This window comes from Acinetobacter sp. YQ_14 (assembly GCF_043102985.1).
In the GTDB taxonomy this organism is placed as follows: domain Bacteria; phylum Pseudomonadota; class Gammaproteobacteria; order Pseudomonadales; family Moraxellaceae; genus Acinetobacter; species Acinetobacter venetianus.
This window is the reverse complement of the sequence record NZ_JBICJJ010000019.1, coordinates 20625-38617: the sequence shown is the minus strand read 5'-3', so window position 1 is coordinate 38617 and position 17993 is coordinate 20625. Positions and strand designations below refer to the sequence as shown.

At 39.9% G+C, this 17993-nt stretch carries 18 protein-coding genes, 4 tRNA genes and 1 riboswitch; of the genes, 6 read left to right on the top strand and 16 right to left on the bottom strand.

The window, feature by feature from the left end; all coding sequences use genetic code 11:
• The first annotated feature begins 97 nt into the window (after window positions 1–97).
• Both lysM and ACF8D3_RS09075 read left to right on the top strand, forming a co-directional pair.
• A complete protein-coding gene (gene lysM, locus ACF8D3_RS09080) occupies window positions 98–571 on the top strand; it encodes a peptidoglycan-binding protein LysM (protein WP_004881155.1) in 474 nt (157 codons plus the stop codon).
• A gap of 62 nt (window positions 572–633) precedes the next feature.
• Window positions 634–1230 carry a glutathione S-transferase family protein gene (locus tag ACF8D3_RS09075; protein WP_061393287.1) on the top strand — a complete coding sequence of 199 codons (597 nt, stop codon included), beginning with the start codon at window positions 634–636 and terminating at the stop codon, window positions 1228–1230.
• A gap of 46 nt (window positions 1231–1276) precedes the next feature.
• On the opposite strand, the gene ACF8D3_RS09070 is transcribed toward ACF8D3_RS09075, so the two are convergent.
• Entirely contained in the window at window positions 1277–2044 is a 768-nt protein-coding gene (locus ACF8D3_RS09070; RefSeq protein ID WP_392471188.1) for a hydroxymethylpyrimidine/phosphomethylpyrimidine kinase, read from the bottom strand.
• A 93-nt stretch (window positions 2045–2137) separates the two neighbouring features.
• On the opposite strand from ACF8D3_RS09070, the gene ACF8D3_RS09065 reads away from it, so the two are divergent.
• Window positions 2138–2812 (top strand): HAD-IA family hydrolase, encoded by a 675-nt coding sequence (locus tag ACF8D3_RS09065; RefSeq protein WP_392471187.1) that lies wholly within the window; start codon window positions 2138–2140, stop codon window positions 2810–2812.
• 45 nt (window positions 2813–2857) lie between these two features.
• Here ACF8D3_RS09065 and ribB read toward each other — a convergent pair whose 3' ends face one another.
• Window positions 2858–3517: a 3,4-dihydroxy-2-butanone-4-phosphate synthase gene (ribB, locus tag ACF8D3_RS09060; RefSeq protein WP_392471186.1), complete on the bottom strand. Its 660-nt coding sequence runs from the start codon at window positions 3515–3517 to the stop codon at window positions 2858–2860.
• Between the two features lie 94 nt (window positions 3518–3611).
• Window positions 3612–3757: riboswitch (FMN riboswitch) on the bottom strand.
• 184 nt (window positions 3758–3941) lie between these two features.
• Here ribB and ACF8D3_RS09055 point away from each other — a divergent pair.
• Together ACF8D3_RS09055 and ACF8D3_RS09050 are read left to right on the top strand one after the other, a co-directional pair.
• Window positions 3942–4154, top strand: coding sequence for a hypothetical protein (locus ACF8D3_RS09055; protein WP_136457681.1), 213 nt, complete (start codon window positions 3942–3944; stop codon window positions 4152–4154).
• Window positions 4155–4168: 14 nt separating this feature from the next.
• Window positions 4169–5344 carry a hypothetical protein gene (locus tag ACF8D3_RS09050; protein ID WP_392471185.1) on the top strand — a complete coding sequence of 392 codons (1176 nt, stop codon included), beginning with the start codon at window positions 4169–4171 and terminating at the stop codon, window positions 5342–5344.
• Here the strand turns inward: ACF8D3_RS09050 and ACF8D3_RS09045 are convergent.
• From ACF8D3_RS09045 to ACF8D3_RS08990, 12 genes are all read right to left on the bottom strand, one after another.
• Window positions 5341–7131, bottom strand: coding sequence for a patatin-like phospholipase family protein (locus ACF8D3_RS09045; protein WP_392471184.1), 1791 nt, complete (start codon window positions 7129–7131; stop codon window positions 5341–5343). The two genes, ACF8D3_RS09050 and ACF8D3_RS09045, sit on opposite strands and share 4 nt — an antisense overlap.
• Before the next feature lie 174 nt (window positions 7132–7305).
• Window positions 7306–7686 (bottom strand): aspartate 1-decarboxylase, encoded by a 381-nt coding sequence (panD, locus tag ACF8D3_RS09040; RefSeq protein WP_004655255.1) that lies wholly within the window; start codon window positions 7684–7686, stop codon window positions 7306–7308.
• A 144-nt stretch (window positions 7687–7830) separates the two neighbouring features.
• Window positions 7831–8412 (bottom strand): aminoacyl-tRNA hydrolase, encoded by a 582-nt coding sequence (gene pth, locus ACF8D3_RS09035; RefSeq protein WP_392471182.1) that lies wholly within the window; start codon window positions 8410–8412, stop codon window positions 7831–7833.
• A 19-nt stretch (window positions 8413–8431) separates the two neighbouring features.
• Entirely contained in the window at window positions 8432–8728 is a 297-nt protein-coding gene (gene rplY, locus ACF8D3_RS09030; protein WP_004881142.1) for a 50S ribosomal protein L25, read from the bottom strand.
• 96 nt (window positions 8729–8824) lie between these two features.
• Entirely contained in the window at window positions 8825–9778 is a 954-nt protein-coding gene (locus ACF8D3_RS09025; protein ID WP_061397995.1) for a ribose-phosphate pyrophosphokinase, read from the bottom strand.
• A 100-nt stretch (window positions 9779–9878) separates the two neighbouring features.
• Window positions 9879–9953, bottom strand: a tRNA-Gln gene (locus ACF8D3_RS09020).
• Between the two features lie 86 nt (window positions 9954–10039).
• A tRNA-Gln gene (locus ACF8D3_RS09015) sits at window positions 10040–10114 on the bottom strand.
• An 18-nt stretch (window positions 10115–10132) separates the two neighbouring features.
• Window positions 10133–10207 (bottom strand) — tRNA-Gln (locus tag ACF8D3_RS09010).
• A 28-nt stretch (window positions 10208–10235) separates the two neighbouring features.
• A tRNA-Gln gene (locus tag ACF8D3_RS09005) sits at window positions 10236–10310 on the bottom strand.
• Window positions 10309–11142 (bottom strand): 4-(cytidine 5'-diphospho)-2-C-methyl-D-erythritol kinase, encoded by an 834-nt coding sequence (ispE, locus tag ACF8D3_RS09000; protein WP_392471180.1) that lies wholly within the window; start codon window positions 11140–11142, stop codon window positions 10309–10311. Before ispE ends, ACF8D3_RS09005 begins: the two co-directional genes overlap by 2 nt.
• 15 nt (window positions 11143–11157) lie before the next feature.
• Window positions 11158–11739: a lipoprotein insertase outer membrane protein LolB gene (gene lolB, locus ACF8D3_RS08995; protein ID WP_392471179.1), complete on the bottom strand. Its 582-nt coding sequence runs from the start codon at window positions 11737–11739 to the stop codon at window positions 11158–11160.
• Between the two features lie 4 nt (window positions 11740–11743).
• Window positions 11744–13462, bottom strand: coding sequence for a tetratricopeptide repeat protein (locus tag ACF8D3_RS08990; protein WP_392471178.1), 1719 nt, complete (start codon window positions 13460–13462; stop codon window positions 11744–11746).
• Between the two features lie 79 nt (window positions 13463–13541).
• Between ACF8D3_RS08990 and hemA the strand changes: the two genes are divergently transcribed.
• A complete protein-coding gene (hemA, locus tag ACF8D3_RS08985; RefSeq protein ID WP_392471177.1) occupies window positions 13542–14825 on the top strand; it encodes a glutamyl-tRNA reductase in 1284 nt (427 codons plus the stop codon).
• Between the two features lie 6 nt (window positions 14826–14831).
• Here the strand turns inward: hemA and ACF8D3_RS08980 are convergent, their stop codons facing one another.
• A complete protein-coding gene (locus ACF8D3_RS08980) occupies window positions 14832–16715 on the bottom strand; it encodes a DNA primase (RefSeq protein WP_392471176.1) in 1884 nt (627 codons plus the stop codon).
• Window positions 16716–16848: 133 nt separating this feature from the next.
• Window positions 16849–17940 carry an outer membrane protein assembly factor BamD gene (locus ACF8D3_RS08975; protein WP_004881127.1) on the bottom strand — a complete coding sequence of 364 codons (1092 nt, stop codon included), beginning with the start codon at window positions 17938–17940 and terminating at the stop codon, window positions 16849–16851.
• Between the last annotated feature and the right edge of the window lie 53 nt (window positions 17941–17993).

Genomic DNA, 17993 nt, shown 5'->3' with positions numbered 1-17993 from the left:
CTCGTTAAATTGAAACTCGCATGCTTCATTTTTTCGGTATAACTAATTGTGAGTCTGTTTCGACTATGCTTAATCAATAATTACAGAGGAAATAACAATGGGTCTTTTTGATTTTGTGAAAGGTATTGGTAAGAAAAATACAGCGCCAGCAGAACCACAAGCTGCACCAGCAACTCCAGCTGAACCTTCTGCTCAGGAAGTCGCAAATAAATTATTAGGTTTGATTAAAAGTTTAGGTTTAGGTGTTGAAGGCCTATCAGTTACTTATAATGGAAATACTGATACAGCCGTAATTAAAGGTCAGGTGAAAAGCCAAGCCGATAAAGAAAAAATTATTCTTGCTGTAGGTAATATTGATCATGTTGCACAAGTTGATGATCAAATGACGGTAGAAACGCCTGAGCCTGAAAGTAAGTTTTATACAGTGAAATCTGGTGATAATTTATCTAAGATTTCAAAAGAAATGTATGGTGATGCAAATCAGTATCCGAAAATTTTTGAAGCAAACAAACCAATGCTCAAAAGTCCTGATGAAATTTTCCCAGGTCAGGTGTTGCGTATTCCGCAATAATTTCAAAGTAATAGAAAAGGCGCATTTAGCGCCTTTTTCATAATTTTAAAAAGAAGCATAGTATGAAACTTTATAATACGACCATATCAGGAAATTGCTATAAAATTAGATTGTTACTTTCATTTCTACGTTTAGATTATGAGAAGATCAACATTGATTTAAAAGCAAAGGATCAAAAGAAAGTTGAATTTCTTGCGCTCAATCCTTTAGGGCAAGTGCCTGTGCTAGAAGATAATGGTATTTATTTACGTGATTCTCAGGCGATCCTGTGTTACATCGCCCGTGAGTATGATGTGGAACAGTTATGGTTTCCATTAGAACCGATGTTAATGGCACATGTTTTAGAGTGGTTGTTTTTTGCGAATCAAAATATTGCTTCTAGTTTAGCGGCTGCACGAGCTTTTTATTTAGTAAATAAACCACATGTACAGATTGAGCATGCAACTGAACAGGCTTATGTAGTATTAGAGATGATGAATCAACATTTATCTGAACAAGATTGGTTGGTAGGGCGTCGAGCAACGCTAGCAGATATTGCTTGTTATCCTTATGTGGCGATGGCTCATCAAGGTAAGATTGAGTTAGATCAATATCCATACATCCAAGCTTGGTTGAGACGTTTTGAGCAACTCCCAAACTTTATTGAGCTGAATAGTTAGAACGAAAAGAATAGAAACAACTCGGGTTTCTATTCTTTTTTTATTTTTAAAAGCGTTTTGGAATTTTTTGCCCATTCGGAACAGGTGTTTCAGCATTCTTTAATACACCGAATAACCATGTTTCAGCATACTGAACGGCTATTTTCAATGAATCACCCAATGCTAAACGTCCAGCAATAAAGCTTGCTAAGGAACAACCTGAACCATGATATTGACCCTCTAAGCGAGGACAGCGACTTTCAGCAATCATTTTTCCATTTGCATAAAGCACATTTCGAATATGATCAGGTGTATCTTCATGCCCACCTTTAACTAGGACGGCTTGAGCACCCATTTCAAATAATTTCTGAGTTGCTCGTTCGATATCATCTAAACCAGTGAGTGCACGCAGTTCAACGGTATTTGGTGTAATGACTGTTGCTAAAGGAATTAATTCAACAAACGCCTTTACTAAGGTTGCTTGATCGCCGAGTGAACCACCGCTATTGGCAACAAGTACAGGATCAAGCACATACAAGTAGTCAGGATGCTCACGTAAGAACGTTGCGAGTGCTGCAATATTGTCAGTTGTCCCTAACATGCCCGATTTGACACATTTAATCGGAAGATCGCCGACGACGGCATTTGCTTGGGCGAGTAGGAGTGCTTTAGATGTTGCTTCAAAACCAAACACTTGTTGTGAGTTTTGCACGGTCAACGCAGTACAGGCAATTGCTGCATGTGCACCACTTTGTCCAATCGCCTCAATATCAGCTTGTAAGCCAGCACCACCTGATGGATCTAAACCTGAAAAACAAAGTACGGTAGGTCGCACTGCAATTTCCTTTTATTCTTCAATATACGCTAGTATAAGGAAGTTTCGAGAAACTCTCGACACTGTTGTGTAAGGCGATAAGAGATTGAACGAATGACGATCAAATATATTTTGATAGATTTAGATGGGACATTAACAGATCCTAAAGAAGGGATTCATCGTTCAATTCGGTTTGCACTAGAAAAATTGGGTCAGCCAATTGCAGATAATATTGATTTAGATTGGACGATTGGCCCACCTTTAAAAGCATCGTTAGCAAAATTATTAAATACACAAGATGATGTTCTCGCTGAACAGGCATTAGCAGCTTATCGTGAGCGGTTTTCTGTCACAGGCTTATTTGAGAATGAAGTCTATCCAAAAGTTGCTGCAACTTTGCAACAGTTGCAAGCGCAAGGTTTTTCTTTATTTTTGGCAACAGCTAAGCCAACAATTTACGCCAAACAAATTTTAGTTCATTTTGACTTGGCTCAATACTTTACCGAAATGTATGGTAGCGAATTGACTGGAGAGCGAACTAATAAAGCTGATCTAATTGCTTATATACTTGATCAAGAAAAGTTAAATGCTCAAGAATGTATCATGGTTGGTGATCGTCAATATGACATTATTGGCGCGCGTGCGAATGGAATTGAAACGATTGCGGTGGACTATGGTTATGGAACGGCTGAAGAGTTGTTACAGGCACAACCTGTGATGCAAATTGCAGAGTTTAATCAATTGATTGCATGTGTGGATCAGATTAACGCAGAACGAAAAGTTTCATGATAAAAGATGGAAAAAGCCTCGAATGATCGAGGCTTTTTTGTTTAATTAAACATTATGTTTTAAGCGATATTGCACCAGTTCATCAATACTGATCACAGTCAAACCATGTGTTTGAGCATAAGCTAAGACTTGAATGCCGGAAGCCATAGAACCATCTGGATTTGTTAATTCACACAGAACACCAGAAGGTTTCAGACCTGCTAAACGTGCTAAATCAATAGTTCCTTCAGTATGACCACGACGGCTTAATACGCCGCCATCACGGGCACGTAATGGAAAAACATGACCTGGACGGCTGAGATCACTTGCAATAGCACCACCTTTAGTTGCAGCTAAAACAGTGGTTACACGATCTTTAGCAGAAACACCTGTTGTTACACCTTGAGCAGCTTCAATTGTGACCGTAAACGCTGTTTTGAATTGGCTAGAATTATCCATAACCATAGGTGGAAGTTCTAAGTGATCTGCAAGTTCTTCTGTTAAGCATAAGCACACAATACCAGAGCCATCACGGATCATTTGTGCCATGGTTGCAACGGTTAAAGTCTCGGCTGCAATTATTAAATCAGCTTCGTTTTCACGGTCAAAGTCATCCATCACCAATACGGGTTTACCTTGGCGGATGTCTTCTAAAGCTTGTTGAATACGTTGTTCAGCAGGGGAAAGGGCTGAAAAGAAAAGTTCGGGTTGGATTAAACTCGACATAATGAAACGCTCTCGTAAATAGGATACGGTTGAACATTTCAGGACTGATGTAAAAATAAGCGGATACCAAAACAAACCAAAGTTGTTTTGGAGGTTTCGTCTTCTTTCATCCGGACTATACCGTCGGCTTTGGTTTCTCACCAAATCTGCTTATATATAAAACATATACAAGCTCGTGGGCTGATTAGGTCATGCCTAACTTACCACCGGTGGGGAATTTCGCCCCGCCCTGAAGCGATGTGCTTTGATTATAGCCATAATTATTATGTGAAAGGGAACTTTTTTATAGAATGAATCGTTCTATGAAAAACGATAATGTTGCGAACCAAATCAATTTTTTAATTTAATCTGTGAAACTGGTAATCAGTCAACAATCGGCATAAACTCATTAGATAAAACAACAATAACATGGAGTAATGAATTTATGGACCCAGCCAATAAAAGCGAAATTGAATGTTTGGCACAACAATTACACCGACCAGTCATGAGTCTAAAAGCATTTTCTCAAATGTCAGATCGTGATTTAGCATGGCTCAATCAGAAGTTATCTGAAGCAATGCAAAATGAAGAAAAGAAAATGAATCAAAGTTTGTACCAGACACCTTTCTTTTTACGTTGGTTATTCAAACAAAAATAACATGGATAGATGCGATGACTCGATTAGCAGTACAGGCAGAAATCATTAAGCTCGCAAGAATTTTAAATGTATCAGAGCAAGAGTTGGCTTTCATGCAGCAGACTGCACCAGAGAGCTTGAGACAATTTCGTTTTGCGATATTAGACAGATTACAAAATCAACAAAAAATGCGTTTTAAGCATTTGGCTGGATGGGTAAATTGGCTGCCACTGGGACTGAGTGTTTTTATGGTTAAACACTTCTTGGAGCCGTATATTGTGGCGCAAATTGCTGTGTATTTATCCACTGAACGTTCTTATCGGATTGTAAAGCATTTACCCCCGAAAACCGTAGCGGCAATTTCTGTTCATCTTGATCCTCGATTAGCCAGAGAGTTATTGGGGTATCTAACCACGCATCAAATTACTGATATTACCAAGGTATTATTGGCGCAACGTGATTTTGTCACGATGGGGCGATTTGTCAGCATGTTATCTGATTCGGTTTTACAAGATGTTGCTCAGATCGTTGAAAGTGAGAGTGACCTCTTGGAAATTGCATTCTATATTGAATCGAGAGAGCAAATCGATCATTTAGTTCATGTCTTACCCAAGCAACGAATTGAACAGGCTTTACTGATTATTGGTGATCCTGAGCAACGGCTGATATGGCCAAAGGTTTTGGCACTGATGAGTTATATCAGTTATGGACTAAAACAGGAGCTTGGGGATTTAGCTGTGCAGCAGGGGGAAGTGGTGATTAATGCGATTATCCAAGCCACCCAAGAAGATCAGCTTTGGGAGGATATGCTGCCAGTAGTTGCATGTTTATCTGAGAATGCACAAAGTTTTGTCGCTAATTTACCTGCTTTAAGAAAAGTGGAGATCATTCAAAGTATTGTTGAGGCTGCTGATCGTTGTGATCTTTGGGCTGATATGTTGGTGATCGTAAGTTATATGTATGATGAAGCACGGCAGGCTGTCGCTACTGCAATTGCGCAGATCGATGAGTTCGTACTGCATCATATTGCTTATGCATCTTTGTTACGCTCACAATGGGAGGTCACATTCGATATTATGCGACGTATGCCTATTCCTAAACAACAACAGTGCCACAAAATTTTGGACGTTTACATGAGGCAATTAGATATTGAAACCTATCAATATTTAGATGAGTTATTAAATCGCTTTCAGATTCATACTTCGGTTTAACTGGTCGGGAGTGTATTTCTAATCGGTAATAAGGTCTCTAAGGCATGTTCATAACCACGTTCAACGAGTTCGTCTAGTTTATGCCAGTCAAACATACCAATACCTTCAATTGGCATTCGAATATGTAAATTGGCACGTTCGATTGCAGCAGTTTGAATCATGGTGTCGCTGGCAAGTGTTGCGGTTCGCATTAAGATTTCGGCGAGTCTTGGCGCATGTAGTAGTTTATCTTTAATAATTTTATTCCAATTCAATAAAGCGCTTTGATCGGGTTTGTCTAAACCAATACCGGGAACGCGGATATCATCATGTAAGCTCACATTACTAGCAATCACTGTTCCTCTCTCAAGATTTTGCATGACATCCGTCGGTAAATTATTAATTACGCCTCCATCACAAAGTAAATTTTCATGCCAAGCCACAGGAGGAGCGACACCGGGGACACTCATACTGGTTCCAACCCACGTTGCAAGCTCGCCTTGATCATGAATCATGGCTTGACCTGTCGTCAGATTAGTAGAGATACAGTAAAAGGTTTGTTTTAACTCTTCTATTTTTCGTTGTCCAAAGATTGCGTGCAATCTTTCATGAAAGCGTTGTCCTCGAATCAATGAAACTCTCGGCATGGTGTAATCATTTAAATAATTTCTGGCTACAAAGGTTTCATAAGCAATATGCGTCATTTCTACACTATTAAATCCACAGGCAACGAGAGCTGCAACGAATGCGCCCATACTAGTTCCACCAACGATATCAATAGGAATATGCAGTTGTTCAAGTGCGCGAATTAAACCGATATGCGCAAAACCTCGTGCACCGCCGCCGCCTAGCACTAAACCTAAGCCTTGGCTTGAAATTTGTCGAGCGACGGCACAAATATCTGCTTGAGCCCAAGGATGAATGAAATAATGTGCTCGAGCGTGGTAAAGCTTTTTCCAAATAAGCGTATGAGGAGAGGGGTCACCTTCAGAGCGTAATAACACTAATTCAATTGGACTTTGCCAATTATGCTGATTAAGCACATCGACCAGTTTGGTATGAGTTGGTGTTTGATTGGCTTCTGCAAGAATCAGAATACGATCTGCTTGATGTAAACAGCGTTTAGTCCATTCATCTTCATTGTTATGTGCTGCATATAGAACATAACAATGTTTTTCTTCTAAGCTTGCTAACCATTGTCGGAGCTTAAGATCATCTACGCTATAGTCCAATGGTGTTTGGCTAAAGCCCTCACCAAATAACGCATCAACATGTGCCGCGGTGACTAGACGAACATGGGGCCAACGTTGCAAATGTTCAGTCAGCTTTTCGGCTAGGTGTGTGGCAGGTATTTGAGATGAAACAGGAATTACTGAAAGCGTGCGGCTATGACTCATCGCATGAATATGCTGTAGTTCAGGTTGTGAGCGACTAATAATCAAGCGAGAGAGAGTAAATAAGATATTGGCATGTTGGGTAATAAACTCAATGAATTGTTGCTTAGGAATAACGACTAAAGCTGTGTCTCTTAATGCGTTAACAGTTCCGTGATGCGGTTGATTTGAGATCACGCCCGTTTCACCAACAATTTCATTCCGCCCAAGATAGGTAACTAAACCTGAAGGTGTCGCTAATTTTACTCTGCCAAAAGCAATAATGTAGATGTAGTTAGCTTGATCATTAACCTTATAAAGTTCTTGTCCTGTTTGTAGGTGACGAATATGACAGTGCATCGCCAATGTCGACAAAATAGATTGATCTAGTTCAGCAAAAAGCGTTGCTTTGCTTAGAGTCGTTATAATATCCATATTCTTCGAGTTATCTTTATTGTCTTTTTATTTAATAAAGCATATGCCTGTTTTACAAGTCAGATTACGTAAACAGATAAAAGCTAATTTCATGCAATATTTATAAGTTTGCTTTTATTTAGACATAAAAAAAGCCAGTTCATCATGACTGGCTTTTTAAATTTTATCTTTTGCTTATGCAATTTGTACAGGAATACAGTTTGCTGTGTGATTCACTGTATTGTCTGGATTTGCATACACAAGACGAGGTTTGTGAAGATTAGCTTCAACTTCAGTGAAATCACCAAAAGTTGCAATAATCACTAAATCACCAACGTCAGCTTGATGTGCTGCACCACCATTAACTGAAATAATACCTGAATCATCTTCACCACGGATTGCGTAAGTTGTGAAGCGTTTGCCGTTAGTTACGTTCCATACGTGGATTTCTTCGTATTCACGAATCCCTGCTAAGTCCATTAACACACCATCAATTGCACAAGAACCTTCATAATGAAGCTCTGCATGTGTCACAACTGCACGGTGAATTTTACATTTTAATAAACGAGATAGCATGGCTAGCGTCTCCTGAGTAAGACCTAAGATGGAATCTTATGGTTGACTTGTCACGTTTTCCGCAGGGTGTAGGCGGTTTGATGCGCATTTTGCGCTTAAAAGTGCAATATAGCAAGCGTGATTGATCAACAATTCAGTTTAAGTTTAAGCGGGTTTGTAAGCATTAATTTGATTCATGGCTTGTGAAACTTGTCCGTCAACAAGCATTTTCACTTTTGAAAGAGCATGATCAATTGCTGCATCCATTAAATCTTGTTCACTGCTTGGAGCTTTGCCTAGCACATGACCAGAAACATGTTCTTTTGAACCTGGATGACCAATTCCAATACGTAAACGATGGAAATTAGCGCCAATATGGGGAACGATATCGCGAAGACCATTGTGTCCGCCGTGTCCACCACCTGTTTTTAAACGAATAACGCCTGGATCCATATCAAGTTCATCATGAGCAATAAGAATTGCTTCAGGTGCAATTTGATAAAATTTAGCGTAAGGGGCAACACTTTGACCAGAACGGTTCATAAAAGTGGTTGGTAATAATAATCGAACATCATGGCCTTCAACTTGACCACGACCACTGTATCCATGAAATTTCGGATCAGCTTTTAAATTAATACCATAACGATCTGCAAGCTGTTCAACGAACCAGAAGCCTGCATTATGGCGGGTTTGGGCATATTCCTTTCCAGGATTACCCAAACCAACAATTAGCGAAATATTTGACACTAATTTACGCCTTTAACACTTATGCGCGTTTGAAGTCAGCGTGCATAGGAGTGTTTTTAGCTGGGTGACGTTGTAATGCTTGGATTTTAACGTTTTCAACTTTGTCACCGATTTTGATTTCGATAACTTCTTCGAAGAAAGCGTTGTTTTCTAAAGCTTTAACGATTTCACGAAGCTCTAAAGTGATTGCTACAGGCTCAGCGCTGCCACCGTAGATGATAGCTGGAATTAAAGAAGCGTGACGAAGGCGGCGGCTCGAACCTTTCCCTTGTTGTGCTTCTTCACGTGCTTGAGCGTTTAATACGAAGTTTGCCATGGGCATATCCTCAGAGAGTTAAGTAACTAAACTTGCGACCAGTTTAGTGATAGAAAAACCCTAGCGAACTAGGGTTTAAGAAAAAAAGCTGCGCTATTATAGATAACTATCGAACATTGCGCTAATAGATTCTTCGTTATTGATACGACGAATTGTTTCAGCAACCATGCTAGCAACAGAAACTTGGCGAACTTTACCGAGTTTTGAAGCTTCTTCTGAAAGAGGAATCGTGTCTGTTACAACAAGTTCATCAATGACAGAGTTACGAAGGTTTTCTAACGCTTTGCCAGATAAAACAGGGTGAGTTGCATAAGCAATAACGCGACGAGCACCAAACTGTTTCAGTGCATCAGCAGCTTTGCAAAGCGTACCTGCAGTATCTACCATGTCATCAACAATGACACAGTCGCGATCTTTCACATCACCAATCAAATGCATCACTTGAGATTCATTTGCTTTTTGGCGACGTTTATCGATGATAGCTAAATCGATATCACCCAATTGTTTTGCAACAGCACGGGCACGAACAACACCACCTACGTCAGGTGAAACAACCATCAAGTTGTCATGTTGTTGTTGACGTAAGTCAGCCAATAACGCTGGCGTACCATAAATGTTGTCAACTGGAATATCAAAGAAACCTTGAATTTGGTCTGCGTGTAAGTCGATCATTACGACACGGTCGATCCCAACGGTTGTTAGCATATCTGCAACAACTTTAGCAGTAATTGGCACACGAGCAGAACGTGGACGACGATCTTGACGTGCATAACCGAAATACGGAATTACTGCTGTGATACGACCAGCACTTGCGCGACGTAAAGCATCAGCCATAACCAAGATTTCCATCAGGTTATCGTTGGTAGGCGCACAAGTAGATTGAACGATAAAAACGTCTTTACCACGAACATTTTCAGTAATTTCAACTGAAATTTCACCATCAGAGAACTTGCTTACAGAAGCAGCACCGAGTGGAATATGTAAATGGCTTACGACTTTTTGGGCGAACTGTGGATGAGCACTTCCACTGAAAACGACAAGATTGGGCATGAAGCACCTGAGCGAGGGTTAAGCGAAGCATTACTTCGACCGAGCGCAAGGGAAAAACTTTAAGTTTTTCCAACGGGTAATTTAGAAACAATCTATTATATGGCAGGGGCGGCTGGATTCGAACCAACGGATGCCGAGATCAAAACCCGGTGCCTTACCACTTGGCGACGCCCCTAATGCGGCAGAACTTTAATAGTTTTACAAGATAATGTCAATATATTTGAGCAAATACCGATGTAAAACAAGTCTGTCTTAAAGATATGGCAGGGGCGGCTGGATTCGAACCAACGGATGGCGAGATCAAAACCCGCTGCCTTACCACTTGGCGACGCCCCTAGATTTGATGATATGTAATGGCAGGGGCGGCTGGATTCGAACCAACGGATGCCGAGATCAAAACCCGGTGCCTTACCACTTGGCGACGCCCCTATTATTACATACATCTACAGGTGAAAATTGGCAGGGGCGGCTGGATTCGAACCAACGGATGCCGAGATCAAAACCCGGTGCCTTACCACTTGGCGACGCCCCTAACGTGTAACTTTAAAATGTCTGAGAGGTGATTCTGCTAAACTGTTAACCAAGTAAGCTTTACAAGGCACATTTTGCAAAATCTGTTCTACATTCATTTCATTGGTTACTTCAGAAAAAACACAAGCACCTGTACCTGTAAGCTTTGCTAGACCAAACTGATCTAAATATCGCATTGCTTCATCTACTTCAGGATATAACTGTCGAGCCAGAGGTTCAAAGTTATTTCCAAAACTAGATGGTTGTAACTGATAGGCGCAAAATGTAGTGATCTTAGAATCTCTTGTCAATGTTTTTTGCGAAAAAAGCTGTTGAGTGCTGATAAAACAGTCAGGTTTTAATATTATGAATTTTTTTTGAGCTAAGTCTATGAATGATAAATGTTCACCGATACCTTCAGCCCATGCATTTCGACCTAAAACAAAGATCGGAACATCAGCACCGAGCTTGACACCGTAATCGGCAAGTTGCTGTTCACTAAGCCCACATTTCCATAGTTGATTAAGTACGATCAGAGTCGTGGCTGCATTCGATGAACCGCCACCAAGCCCAGCTCCCATTGGGATATTTTTTTCAATACGAATATTTAATCCACATGGTTTTTTTGCATGAGGTTTAAGTAACTGCGCAGCTCGATAGATTAAATTTTGTTCAAGTTGAACGTCATCTAAGCCTTCGATTTGAATGTCTTCATCACCAATTGCTTCAAAATTCATCCAGTCATATAAATCAATGAGTTGGAAAATGGTTTGTAATTCATGATACCCATTTTCACGACGACCAGTGATGTGAAGAAATAAATTCAATTTGGCAGGGGAAGGCACTCTAATCATAAAAAAGAATCTAAATTATCGGTTTTGAATAACCATTGTAATACGGTTTTCTTTACCTTCTGCAAGTGATTGTTTGAGCAACAGCTTGTTGGGTAATGTTTGAGCATCGTTATAGCTGAAATCAACCGTCCAGCCATCTTCTATCAGTTGTTTTAGACGGTTTTGCTCATCATTTGTTACTTGAGCATTTGATGTTGCTGGTTTGGCTTGAACCCAGTAAGCCAAATGCATAATTGGAGCTTGCCAGCCGGTCGCTTTTTCTAATAATTCTTCAGGGGTTGTCGCTGTGATCAAGCCTGTTTTCGCGCTATTTAGAGTGACTTCGCCTGGTTTGCCTTGAATCTGAGTTTTGCCAACACCCAAAATACCAGTGAGTTCAATATCAAATTGATCTTGCTGCTGTAACCAAGTAAAAAATGCACTGCCAGATTGTTGCGGTGTACGAACACCAATTTTGCCTTGCAGACTAAAGTTATTTTCATTTTGTAATTGCGGTGCAATCTGGATTTGTTTGGGTTGGCTGAAATGCTGACAACCTGAAAGGAATAGAACGCTGCTACTACATACTGCAACGCATAATTTAGAAAACAAATGCATGGATTTAACTCTTTTTTACGGTTACAGGTAAGATTAAGCTATCAAGTTGTTGTAATTGTGGGGCATTCGCATGATTTTGTTTCAGTTGCTGTAACACATCGCTAAACTGCGTTAATGCACCTTGCATATACAAAGCTTTTGCATATCGGATGCCGATATTTACATTTTGGCTCAATGCGTAAGCTTGTCCGAGCACTTTAACTGCAGTTTCAAAATCATTTTGTAGAAAGGCAATATAGCCTAATGTATCTAAAATTGACGCTTGTTCTGGTGCATATTCCAGTGCAAGTTCTGCATATTTACGAGCTTCTTTAAGCCTGCGGTTTTGCAACGCTAAGGTATATGCATAAGCGTTCAGATAAGTAGGGCTATTGGGTTCAATAATTAAAAGCTGTTTAAGCGTTTTATCTAGTTTGTCTCGATCGGTGAATGGATCGAGTAATAAAACCTCTGCATAAATCAGTTCAGGGTCATCTGGTAGATTCTTAATCGCCTCATCAAGCAATGCCAGTGCCGCTTTTTTATTATTCGTTTTTTTTAAAATATCAGCTTGGGCTTGATATAGAAAACTAGCATGTTGTGGATAATTGACACGCTCTTGAGTTAGAAAACGAAGCGCATCATTAAGTTGATCTTGCTTATCAAAAATCGCAATCATATTGCGTCGAGAGGTGATATAGAGACTGCCATCGACAAGTCGATAATATGCCTTGGCTGTTTCATAATGCTGTTTACGCTGGGCATTGATCGCCAAATAATAATAAGCTTCGTTTTGATATTTAGCTGATGTGCGTAGATCAACTAAATATTGTTCAGCTTTCTCATATTGCTTCAAATCAATACTGGTTAAGCCTGCAATAAAAAGTGCTTCTTGAGCATCGGGATGATCTTTAATGATACTTTCAAGTTTACTTAATGCTTCTTTCTGCTCATTAATCTGAATGTAGTAACGCGCTTCGGCTAAGCGAATATCTAAATTATCTTTATTACGACGGCTTGCTTTAGCGAACCAATCTTTAGTTGCCTCATCATCTTGTAAAGCAATTAATAGATTGGCTTTCATTAAAATGAAACTGGTCGATTTGGAGCGTTTACGAAGTGCACGATTGATATTGTTCAGTGCCTGTTCGTACAAGCCATTTTGGGCTTCCAAACCTGCGATTAATGCCAAAATAGACGGATTGTTTTTCTCTTTACTTGCACGTAAAGCATTAAGCAAAATATCTCGATCTTGTGGTTGTTCTGGTGCGATACCCGCTAAAATTTCTTCTAAATCGGCAGTTGGATCAATATTTAAAATTTTATCGAGTGTTTCTGCAGCGAGTTCATATTCATGGGTTTTTAATGCAATATGAGATAAATAGAATAAGGCTGGAACATCAGTCGGCTCTTGTTCAACCCAATGTGTTGCGATATCTAGTGCTGCTTGCAAGTCGTTATATTCTAATGCGATATCTAAAGCACGTTGTTTAATGGTTGTGGAATTACTGCGGATAGCTAGCACAGTATAATTGTGTAGAGCAGTTGCAATATCGTCATAAGCAAGAGAAAATTCAGCTACCATGCTTTGTTGCAGTGCATTTTCAAAGCTTTTGTCTGCATACATCTCGTGTATTGCTTGAGCAGAGGCATAAGAGCTCATGCTACCTAACAACAAGATTGTGGTAGAATACCGTCTAATCGTCTTGCCGCTAAAATGTTTACGGCGATATAGCTGACGCAATTTTTATTGATCCAAAGTAATGCTTTTTATGACACCGATGTTGCACAATAACATAAATTTAGCGAAATGATGATCTGATATGTCTTTCTTTGCATTGGGTGTCAACCATCAAACAGCTTCTGTTGAATTACGTGAGCAAATCGCTTTCAATGCAGAGCGGTTAGCTGTGCTATTGCAGGAGCAACGTCAACATCCTTCATTGAAAGATATGGTGGTTGTGTCTACATGCAACCGCACAGAAGTTTATGCCATGACAGAAGACGCGGATAGCGTCTTAAACTGGCTCGCCCAAGTGAATAATATTGATGTAAAACAATTAACTCATCATGTTTATCGTTACGAAAACGCTCAAGCTGTTACACATTTAATGCGTGTTGCCAGTGGTTTGGATTCGCTGATGCTTGGCGAACCGCAAATTTTGGGACAGGTAAAAAGTGCTCTGGCCTTATCAAAAGATGCTGAAACAGTATCCCCAGAATTGAATAGTGTTTTTGAATATGCTTTCTACGCAGCAAAGCGTGTACGTTCAGAAACGTCAGTCGGTAGCCATGCCGTATCAATGGGTTATGCCGTTGCGCAACTAGCATCACAAGTATTTAGCCACCCAGAGAAAATAACGGTAATGATTGTTGCTGCGGGTGAGATGAATACACTTGTTGCCAAGCATTTAGCTGAGATGGGTGTTGCTAAGATTATGATTTGTAATCGTAGTCGTGAACGTGCAGATCTTCTTGCCCAAGAAATTGGACATCAAGTCGAAGTTGAAATCATTCCGTTTAATGAGCTAGCAAAAAATCTTTATCGTGCTGATGTCGTCTCTAGTTGTACGGGGAGCTTGCATCAAGTCATTGGATATAGTGATGTCAAATATGCCCTTAAAAAGCGTCGCTATCAACAAATGTTGATGGTTGATTTGGCTGTGCCGCGCGATATTGATCCCAAAGTTGAGTCATTAGATAACGTTTATTTATACGGTGTTGATGATTTACAAAGTGTGATTGATGAGAATCTTGCGCAACGTCGTCAAGCGGCAGTTGAAGCAGAGGTAATGGTCAATCAGCTTGCGACACAGTTACTTACACAGCAAAAGGTTAAAGAGGCGAGTGGTGCGATTCAAGCATACCGTCAGCACAGTGAAGAAATGAGTCAATTGGAACTCAATCATGCCCTAGAGTCTTTACAGCATGGTCATACAGCTGAACAGGTTTTACATGAGTTCGCACATCGTTTGACTCAAAAATTGATGCATCCAACTTCCATTCTTTTAAGAGAAGCTGCGAAATCTGAAAACCCAGATTACTTTGAATGGTTGCAACAACATTTGCACGATGTGTTTGAGCACGAACGTAAACCAAGACAATAGCAACAATTAAGACAATAAGCGTAAACTGATTTGCTTGGTCAATTCATTGAGTTGTTGACGCAAATTTCTTGATTCAATTAGTGTAATCGGTGATTTAAGTTTTAATCTTAAATACTTCTCTTGTAAACCGAGTGCATATTCTTTAGCCAGTTTATCTGCAACTTCTGGTGCTTGCGTGAGCGATTGAATATTGGTTCGTTGCATAATGTCTGCAATTTCATGGCTATAGCTGCTACATGCACCCAGCACATAATAAGTTGCCAATTCCTGATCATCGGGCAAATCATCAAATACTATATTTAATGAAGCCAAAATTTTGGCCAATAGTTCAGTTTGGTCTATGACTGCTCGTAATTCTTCAAAATGAATATATAAAAATGGGTGGTGCATCAAGATCGCAATTGCAAAATCTTCATCTTTGGTATGGATATTAAAAGATAAAGAAGCATCATGACTGATTTGCGGTGTAAAGCGTTTACCTAAGCCTAATTTTTCTCTAAAGGATTGTGTGAGTAGATAACGGAATGAGCCTTGTTTAGGCAATAACTCTGTAAGCTCACGTAGTTCACCCATGACTAAGCTTTTGCCTTCAGGTGAACTTACATCATGCTGACCCGTTAAATGCGCAAATACAAAGTCAGATAACAATGGAGCTTGTTGCAATAGTTTTTGGAAGTTTTCCAAACCTTCACGGCGAATTAAAGAATCAGGATCATGTTCATTAGGAAGGACAAAAAACTTTAATTCTCGACCATCATTGAGTAAGGGCAGTGCAATTTCTAAGGTACGACGTGCTGCTTTTTGTCCAGCAGCATCACCATCAAAAGCGATAGTGATTCGTGAGTTTTGCTTAAATAGTGTGGTTAAGTGATCTGCATTACTTGCTGTTCCTAGTGTCGCAACAGCGCCATTAATGCCATACTGCTGCAAGGCGATGACATCCATATAGCCTTCAACCATTAACCAATCATTGGCTTTAAGCTTACGCCCTTCATATAAGCCATACAGTAATTGGTTCTTGTGGAAGACTTCTGAATCAGGAGAGTTAATATATTTGGGTTTGATTTCATCATTTAGTGCACGACCACCAAATCCGACAACTCGGCCTTTATGATCACGAATAGGAAAAATAACGCGGTCACGTAATAAATCAAAATCTCGACCACTATCACTTGATCGAATCAAACCAATTTGTTTTAACCCTTCAATATCTTGAGGAAAGGCTTTTTCTAAATGTTGCCAGTCTTCAGGAGCGTAACCTAAACGCCAAAATTGAATTGTTTGTGCTGATAAACCACGTTGTTTGAAGTAATTCTGTCCTTTTTGACTATTGGGCAGTTGGCGTTCATAAAATTGCGCAACATTTTCCAGTAAGTCATATAGGTTTCCTTCCTGTACATTTTCATCCACCATAAATGATGGATCGAACTGGGCAAAAGGATCATCCATAAAACGATCCATGTCGATGAAATGATCATCCATCGGCGTTTGAATTGGAGGATTAAGCTCAGTTGTCTTATCTTGTGTTACAGGTAGTTGTACTGCTGGCGTTGGTTGAGGACTACGTTTATACGAGAGTTTTTTATTGTCGTGATTGTCTTTCGGGAGATCAATGCCTGTCTTATTCGACAGTTCTTTCATCACATCAACGAAGTTACGTCCATCAATATCCATTAAGAAACGAATGGCATTGCCATTGGCCTGACAGCCGAAGCAATGAAAATACTGTTTATCTCGATAAACATGAAAAGATGGTGTTTTTTCTTGATGAAATGGGCAACAACCAGAATAAGTTCGTCCAGTCTTTTTTAACTTCACACGTTGACCAATCAAATCGACAATGTCGGTTCGATCTAATATTTGATCAATCGTATGCTGTGGAATTGCCATGTGCGTTAAACCATTTCAGACAGGAGTAAGACTAAGACATTATTACAGTGCAAAAATGTCAGGAACCATTGTTGCATAAAATAAAAAACAGGCAAGGGAGACTTGCCTGTTTGCTGTATCAGATGATTGCAAATTAGTTTGCAGCATCTTCCTCAGTTGTATTTTGTTGTTCAGGTTTATCTAATAATCCAAAGCTTAGACGATTCGTCCAGCTCTTTTCCTGAGTCGGTGTTTCTGGTGCTGCAACTGGCTCTGGCGCTGTTTTCTCAGATTCAGGTTTGTCGAATAAGCCTAAAGTGAGGCGATTGGTTAAGCTACGCTGTTCAGTTTCACTCGTTGTTTCGACATTTTTAGCATCAACAGTTTTAGACTCGCGTCCTAATAAACCTAATGTTGCGCGATTAATCCAGCTACCTTCTTTACGTGCAGCGCGTAAATTCACTTCACCATTTGATTTAACCAAATGTGGGTAATTGAGTTTTAAAATCTCGATATATTGTTGAGAAGTCGCTTGATCACCAAGTTTTTGATAGCTGTAAGCTAAAGTTGCTAACGCTTCTGGTGTTTGTGGTGTTTGAGGGTAATGTTCAATCACCCATTGCGCACGCTCAGCAGCAGCTAACCATGCTTTACGCTGAATATTGAATCGTGCGGCATTCATTTCATTTTCAGCAAGTTCTTGGCCAATAAATTTCATGCGTTGCGCTGCGTCAACAGAATATTGGCTACTTGGGAAACGACGAATGAGGTCAACAAAGTTTTGATAGGCAACTTTGATATAACTGACATCACGATGTGATTGTTGTAAAGATGTGTAGCGAATTAGGCTGTCGTAGTTCATTTCCATGTTCGCAACGCCGCGAACATAGTAAGCATAGTCAACATTTGGATGTTGCGGATTTAAGCGAATGAAACGATCAGCTAGTGCAATTGCACCTTCATAATCTTTTTGTTTGAATTTAGCGTAGAGAAGTTCAAGTTGCGCTTGTTGCGTATATTGTCCAGTAGGATAGTAAGTATCTAAAGCTTCTAGCGATTTCACGGCATCAGTATATTGATTACGATCAAGCGATTTTTGTGCTTTATCAAAATAAACCTGTTCGCTTGATTGCGGTCCTTTATCAACCACTTCTTTTTTGCTTGGATTGCTGCTACAGCCCACAAATGCAGATGCTACACCTAAAGAAAGCGCAAGCATCGTAATTTTATAACGTGGTAGCGACATAAAAACTCCTCTGTTATTCTGGGCAATGAGCTACAATGGTGCTATTAAACCAC